We start from the raw sequence: 6,193 nt of genomic DNA on the forward strand, positions 1-6,193 counted from the left end.
AATAAAAGATTTATGCGAAATTTATAGGTTAATGCGATTGGTCGGCCTGTAAAATCTCAACAGGAATATGCCGGAATTTTTTAACATCAAACAATCCTGTATCGGTAAGCTTAATGTCAGGGATTACCGGCAGTGCCAGAAATGATAATGTCAGAAACAGATGATAATCGAGCGTAGGATGAATAGTACGCAGTCCTTCATGTAATTTCTCCAGCTTTTGCTTCGCTTGTTCTGCGGGAATATCTGTCATAAGACCTGCGATTGGCAGGCTGAATGAAGCAATCACTTCTCCATCATTTACTACGACTAGTCCGCCCTCTATCTCTTGAAGTGCATTAAGTGCGATTAGCATATCTTCATCATTTGTTCCTACGGCAATCGCATTATGTGAATCATGGGAAATCGTTGTCGCTACAGCACCGCTTTGGATACCGATACCCTGTACAATTGCAACTGCTTTTGTCCCAACATGGTGATGGCGCTCCACCACTGCAAGCTTCAATAAATCCTTTTCGATCGATGGTACAAATTGTCCGTTTTCTACATCTACTTCCACCTCTATCCGCTTTGTAATGAGTTGGTTTGGTACAATTCTTATAACATTTGCCCGGTTTCCTTTAAACCGCAGGCGTAAATCTTCAATTGTAAGTTTTGTTAAGTGCATTGACTGTAAAATAGATCTCTCCACAGTAGATTTTTCCGGGGCTGGTGAAAGCATCTCTCCACTTTCCGCAACTTTCCTTCCATTTTTCCATACAGTGTGTGCTTTCATCGTCTTTAAATCATCAATTATTATAAAATCTGCGTCATAGCCTGTAGCAACAGCACCTTTATTTACTAAACGATAGCATTCCGCAGCATTTATTGTAGCAAGCTGAATCGCCAGTAATGGATCCATTCCTTCTGAAATCGCCAGTGCCACTGCATAATTGATGCTTCCTTGCTCCATCAGTTCATCCAAATGCTTATCATCCGTACAAAAGGCAAAACGACGCGAATTAGCCATTGTTACAGCAGGTAAAATGGCTTTAAGGTTTTTGGCTGCAGAACCTTCCCGGATCAACACATACATCCCCTGCTCCACTCGGTCCAATGCTTCTTCGGCTGTCACACATTCATGGTCCGTTGTTATGCCGGCCACCCTGTAGCCACGTATTTGTGCACTTGTTAAACCTGCACAGTGCCCATCGATGACCATCCCGTTTTCTTGAGCAAGCATTAACTTTGCGAGCATTTCCTTTTCCCCATTTAGTACAGCAGGAAAATCCATCACCTCGGCCAAACCTAATACACTTTTATGTTGAACAAATTCCTCTAAATCCTTTGCAGTCAGCACTGCACCCGCGTTTTCAAAAGAGGTGCCCGGTACACTGGATGGCAACATATAATAAATATCCATTTCCACATCTTTTATATCCTGCAGCATAAATCTCAGTCCAGCTTTTCCTGCGACATTCGCAATTTCATGCGGGTCTGTAACAACAGTCGTTACACCATGGGGAAGCACGATTCGGTTAAACTGTTTTGGCACCACCATAGAAGATTCAATATGAATATGTGCATCAATAAAGCCCGGCACAATATACTTTCCGTGCGCATCTATTATTTCTTCTGCTTCAAATTCACCCGGCTCCGAAATCGCAACAATTTTTCCTTCTGCTACTACAACATCCCCTTGTCGCCACCGTAAATTAAAGACATCTGCAATTTGTGCATGTTGAATAATGAAATCCGCTTTTCCCCGTTTTTGGGATTGATCGATGATTTGCTTCATATGCCACCCACCCTTTTTATTTCAAACTATCATACAATATTTTCTATCCGTAACTAAATAAAAAGGGAACGCTCATAAATTGCACCGTCCCCTTTTCAATATTCCCCGAATTTTGCTTTCCGGGCAGTCTTTTTAACTTTGTACCGTAGCTGCTTCTAATTGTTGCAAGAATACTTTTTTAGCTTTTTCGATATCGACTTGAAGCTGTTGCTCTTGCAATGCTTCACCAATCACAACAATTGCCTGCTCCAGCATTTCCGCCGTCGTATTCCCCATATGTCCGATTCGGAATGCTTTTCCTGCTAAGTGGGCTAAAGAACCCGCTACAATAACGCCGCGGTTTGCCAAGCTTGCTCGAAACTTGGCATCATCAATACCTTCAGGATATAAAATACAGCTTAATGTCGGTGCTGCTACTTCCTCATTAGCCAATGGCGTCATCCCGTACGAACGAAGTGCAGCACGGATTGCTTTACCAAATGTGATATGACGCGCTTCGCGTTTTTCCATACCCTCTTCTAATACAATATTTAATGCAACATCATATGCATAAATTAAGTTAACTGGAGGCGTCGCAAAGTACATTGCCGGGTTATCCATAATAGCGCGCCAGTTATGTATATCCGCATAATAAGCTGGCACTGTCCCGGTCTGTTCACGGGCAGCCAGTGCCTGTTGACTGAAGGCAACAATCGCCAGCCCAGGAGGAATACCAATCGCCTTTTGGGATCCTGTTAACACAATATCAATTTTATAGTCTTCTTCACCGTAAGCTTTACTCATGTCCTCTTGCAATGCTGCTGTTGCGACAACACCATCGACAATGACAAGTGCCCCAGATGCTTTAATAATCGGTACAAGTGTCTCTAAATCAGACATAACCCCTGTTGATGTATCCGCATGTGTAATTGTAACCGCCTTATAATTGATAGCCTTCACTGCTTCCTCAACAAGCTTTGAGTCTACACGCTCCCCCCATGTTGACTGCAGTACATCCACTTCAATTCCAAACGCCTTTGCAAGTGGTGTAAAACGGTCACCGAAGTAACCATGACTAATAACAAGCAGACGTTCACCTTTTGCAATAGTATTTACTATTGCCATTTCCATTGCCAATGTTCCTGAACCTGCTACAACATACACTTCCCCATCTGTATTAAATAGCTTTTTTGTATTGGCAAGTGCGTTTTTAAATGTTTCCACAAACCGAGGATCCGTATGCCCTCTCGTTTCACTTGCCAGGGCGTCATAAATCTCATCCATTACCGGTGTCGGCCCTGGTACTAATAATAATTCTTTATTTTTCATTGTAATTACTCCCTTTTCGCAATAGTAAAAATATTCTATCTATATAATATTCTCTATATAAGATTAGAACTCCTTCATTTTTAAAAAATAGAAAATGCCTTTCTAGCCCCATCCAAGCTAAAAAGACATTTATCTTTATAAAAACCCCTAAGTTTTCCTTATATGTTGGGAGGCAACCCCATACTAAACCGCGTTCCAATTCGATTTAATATTTATCGTAGTAGTCAAGCTGTTCAAGTTCAAAAAGTTATTCCCCTTCCCCATCCTACGTTTCTTTCAATAATCGCTTCGGCACAACGTCTATTTACTAAGTGCACATTCCCCAATGTCACTTGAATCGATATGATAGAAGAAAAGGAATAAGTTAATCCGTAAAAGCAGTTCCCCGTTTATGAAAATCTATAAATCTATTCATAACACTGCCTATAAAATCTCAATCTTATATAAATTGCTCTGTTTCAGTAGAGCCTGACATCGCAGTTGTCGATGATGTACCACCTGAAATTGTTTGTGATACTTCATCAAAGTAACCAGTACCTACTTCACGTTGGTGACGAGTAGCAGTGTAACCTTTACTTTCAGCAGCAAACTCAGCTTGTTGTAATTTAGAGTAAGCAGCCATACCATTATCTTTGTAGTCATGCGCAAGCTCGAACATTGAGTAGTTTAAGCTGTGGAAACCAGCAAGTGTAATAAATTGGAATTTATATCCAAGTTTACCTAACTCACGTTGGTACTCGGCAATCTCTTCATCTGATAATTTAGCTTTCCAGTTGAATGAAGGCGAGCAGTTATACGCTAACATTTTCCCTGGGAACTCAGCGTGGATTGCAGCAGCAAACTCACGAGCTTCTTCTAATGATGGGTGAGAAGTCTCACACCAGATTAAGTCTGCATATGGTGCATAAGCTAACCCGCGTGCAATTGCTTGCTTAATACCTGGTTTAGTACGGTAGAATCCTTCTGGAGTACGTTCACCCGTTAAGAAATCTGCATCGCGTGGGTCAATATCTGACGTTACCATGTCAGCAGCATCTGCATCTGTACGTGCGATTAAAATTGTATCAACGCCTGCCACATCAGCAGCTAAACGTGCAGCAATTAAATTACGTACAGCGTTTTGCGTTGGTAATAATACTTTCCCGCCTAAGTGTCCGCATTTTTTCTCTGAAGCTAATTGGTCTTCTAAATGCACACCAGCTGCACCTGCTTCAATCATCCCTTTAACTAATTCGAATACATTTAGAGGACCGCCAAAGCCTGCTTCCGCATCAGCTACAATCGGCGCAAACCAGTCAAAGCCATCGTCGCGGCCTTCCGCATGGTCGATTTGGTCAGCACGTTGCAGTGCCTGGTTAATACGCTTTACTACTGCCGGTACAGAGTTTGCCGGATATAATGACTGGTCCGGATACATTTGACCAGAAAGGTTTGCATCAGCCGCTACTTGCCACCCCGATAAGTAGATTGCCTGTAAACCTGCTTTTACTTGCTGTACTGCCTGATTCCCCGTTAAAGCACCTAAAGCATTAATGAAAGGCACTTCGTGTAATGACTTCCATAAACGAGCTGATCCTCGTTTTGCTAATGTTTGCTCCTGGATGAATGAACCTTGTAACTTTACAACCTCTTCTGCTGTATAGCCACGCTCAATTCCTTTCCAGCGCGGGTTTTCTGCCCAATCCTTTTGTAAAGCTTCGATTCTTTCTTGACGAGTTGACATAATAAATTTCCACCTTCCCCATTGTGTATGGATATTCTGTTAGAAAAATTTGTGATTGCCTGTTCCATAACAGAACATCTTGCTGTAATATAATGTATAACAGAATGTTTAACTTTTCATTATTTTCTGACAAATTAACTTTAATTTAGGATGAATGGGTATATTTGGAGGATGAATTGACATTTAGGCAATAATACAGAGGGAGTGGATTTGCATTGTCATTACAAAATATTGAGATTGAAAAGAGCATTTTAAATCAGTATAAAATTATTTTAGAAGATTGGATTCCTCAAGATGCATCGATTGCAATAGCAGTAAACAATCGCTTTATTTATTTCAGTACAGGTCATCACCATTTTTCATTGAAAGTAGGTTCCGATGTACCGAAAGACAGCATTGCTTATAAAGTACTTCAAACAGGTAGAAAAGTAGATGCTGTTATGGAAAATACACTTTTTGAATCACCTTATTATGCAATCGGGTATCCGATTTTGGTAAATGGTGAACAAGGTGCTTTAGTTGTCGTCCTGCCCCCGTTATTTAAAGTAAAGAGTTCAGATATATATCAGTTTTTAACAGGTAAACAAATGGAAGATTGGGTACCGATTTCAATCGACCAAATTTCGCATATTGAAAGTCTGCAAAAGCGGACATGGTTTTATTCCAAAGGCGAACAATACAAAACAGCGATTACACTAAAGGAGCTGCAGACTCGATTGCCAAATAACTTTCTTCGCATTCATCGTTCCTATATTATTAATATTTACTATATAAAGAAAATCTCTCGGGATTTGACTTCCAATTTTATTGTACAGCTGAATGATGGTGTGGAATTGCCAGTCAGTCAATCGTATATAAATAACTTGCGGGCGGTTCTGGATTTTTAATATATGATGGATTTTAGAGTGGGCAATCTTATAAATGGAGCTTAAGAAAAAAGACAGGGTTTTAAAAGTTGAAATTCAATAAAATGAAACAAAAAAACCACTGATTTCTCAGTGGTTTTTACATGTGCGAAGCGACGTCCTACTCTCACAGGGGGAAGCCCCCAACTACCATCGGCGCTAAAGAGCTTAACTTCCGTGTTCGGTATGGGAACGGGTGTGACCTCTTTGCCATCATCACTTCACTATTTATGGCTTCCAATACACGGCGCTATCCTTCGTCAACTAGCTTATGTCTTGAAACCCTTAGAAAGATCATTCTTTCAAAACTGGATAAACGTTTCATTGAATTTGTGCAATAAAATGTGGTTAAGTCCTCGACCGATTAGTATTCGTCAGCTGCATGCGTCACCGCACTTCCACCTCGAACCTATCTACCTGATCGTCTTTCAGGGGTCTTACTTACTTGCGTAATGGGAAATCTCATCTTGAGGGGGGCTTCAT

The 6,193-nt window shown here is 40.9% G+C and carries 4 protein-coding genes and 2 rRNA genes; 1 reads left to right on the top strand and 5 read right to left on the bottom strand.

Going from position 1 to position 6,193, the window contains the following annotated elements; all coding sequences use genetic code 11:
- Positions 1–28 precede the first annotated feature (28 nt).
- From ade to aceA, 3 genes are all read right to left on the bottom strand, one after another.
- Positions 29–1,774, bottom strand: coding sequence for an adenine deaminase (gene ade, locus CBM15_RS17950; RefSeq protein ID WP_087618534.1), 1,746 nt, complete (start codon positions 1,772–1,774; stop codon positions 29–31).
- A gap of 132 nt (positions 1,775–1,906) precedes the next feature.
- Entirely contained in the window at positions 1,907–3,082 is a 1,176-nt protein-coding gene (locus CBM15_RS17955) for a pyridoxal-phosphate-dependent aminotransferase family protein (protein ID WP_087618535.1), read from the bottom strand.
- A gap of 439 nt (positions 3,083–3,521) precedes the next feature.
- The gene (aceA, locus tag CBM15_RS17960; protein WP_087618536.1) at positions 3,522–4,805 is read right to left on the bottom strand and encodes an isocitrate lyase; all 1,284 of its coding nucleotides are present in this window, start codon (positions 4,803–4,805) and stop codon (positions 3,522–3,524) included.
- Between the two features lie 215 nt (positions 4,806–5,020).
- Here aceA and CBM15_RS17965 point away from each other — a divergent pair, with 215 nt between their 5' ends.
- A complete protein-coding gene (locus CBM15_RS17965; protein WP_087618537.1) occupies positions 5,021–5,692 on the top strand; it encodes a LytTR family DNA-binding domain-containing protein in 672 nt (223 codons plus the stop codon).
- Positions 5,693–5,818: 126 nt separating this feature from the next.
- Here the strand turns inward: CBM15_RS17965 and rrf are convergent.
- Together rrf and CBM15_RS17975 are read right to left on the bottom strand one after the other, a co-directional pair.
- A 5S ribosomal RNA gene (rrf, locus tag CBM15_RS17970) occupies positions 5,819–5,934 on the bottom strand.
- Between the two features lie 120 nt (positions 5,935–6,054).
- Positions 6,055–6,193: ribosomal RNA gene (locus CBM15_RS17975) — 23S ribosomal RNA — on the bottom strand; the annotation flags it as partial.

The sequence above is a fragment of the Solibacillus kalamii genome, from assembly GCF_002174535.1.
GTDB classification, from domain to species: domain Bacteria; phylum Bacillota; class Bacilli; order Bacillales_A; family Planococcaceae; genus Solibacillus; species Solibacillus silvestris.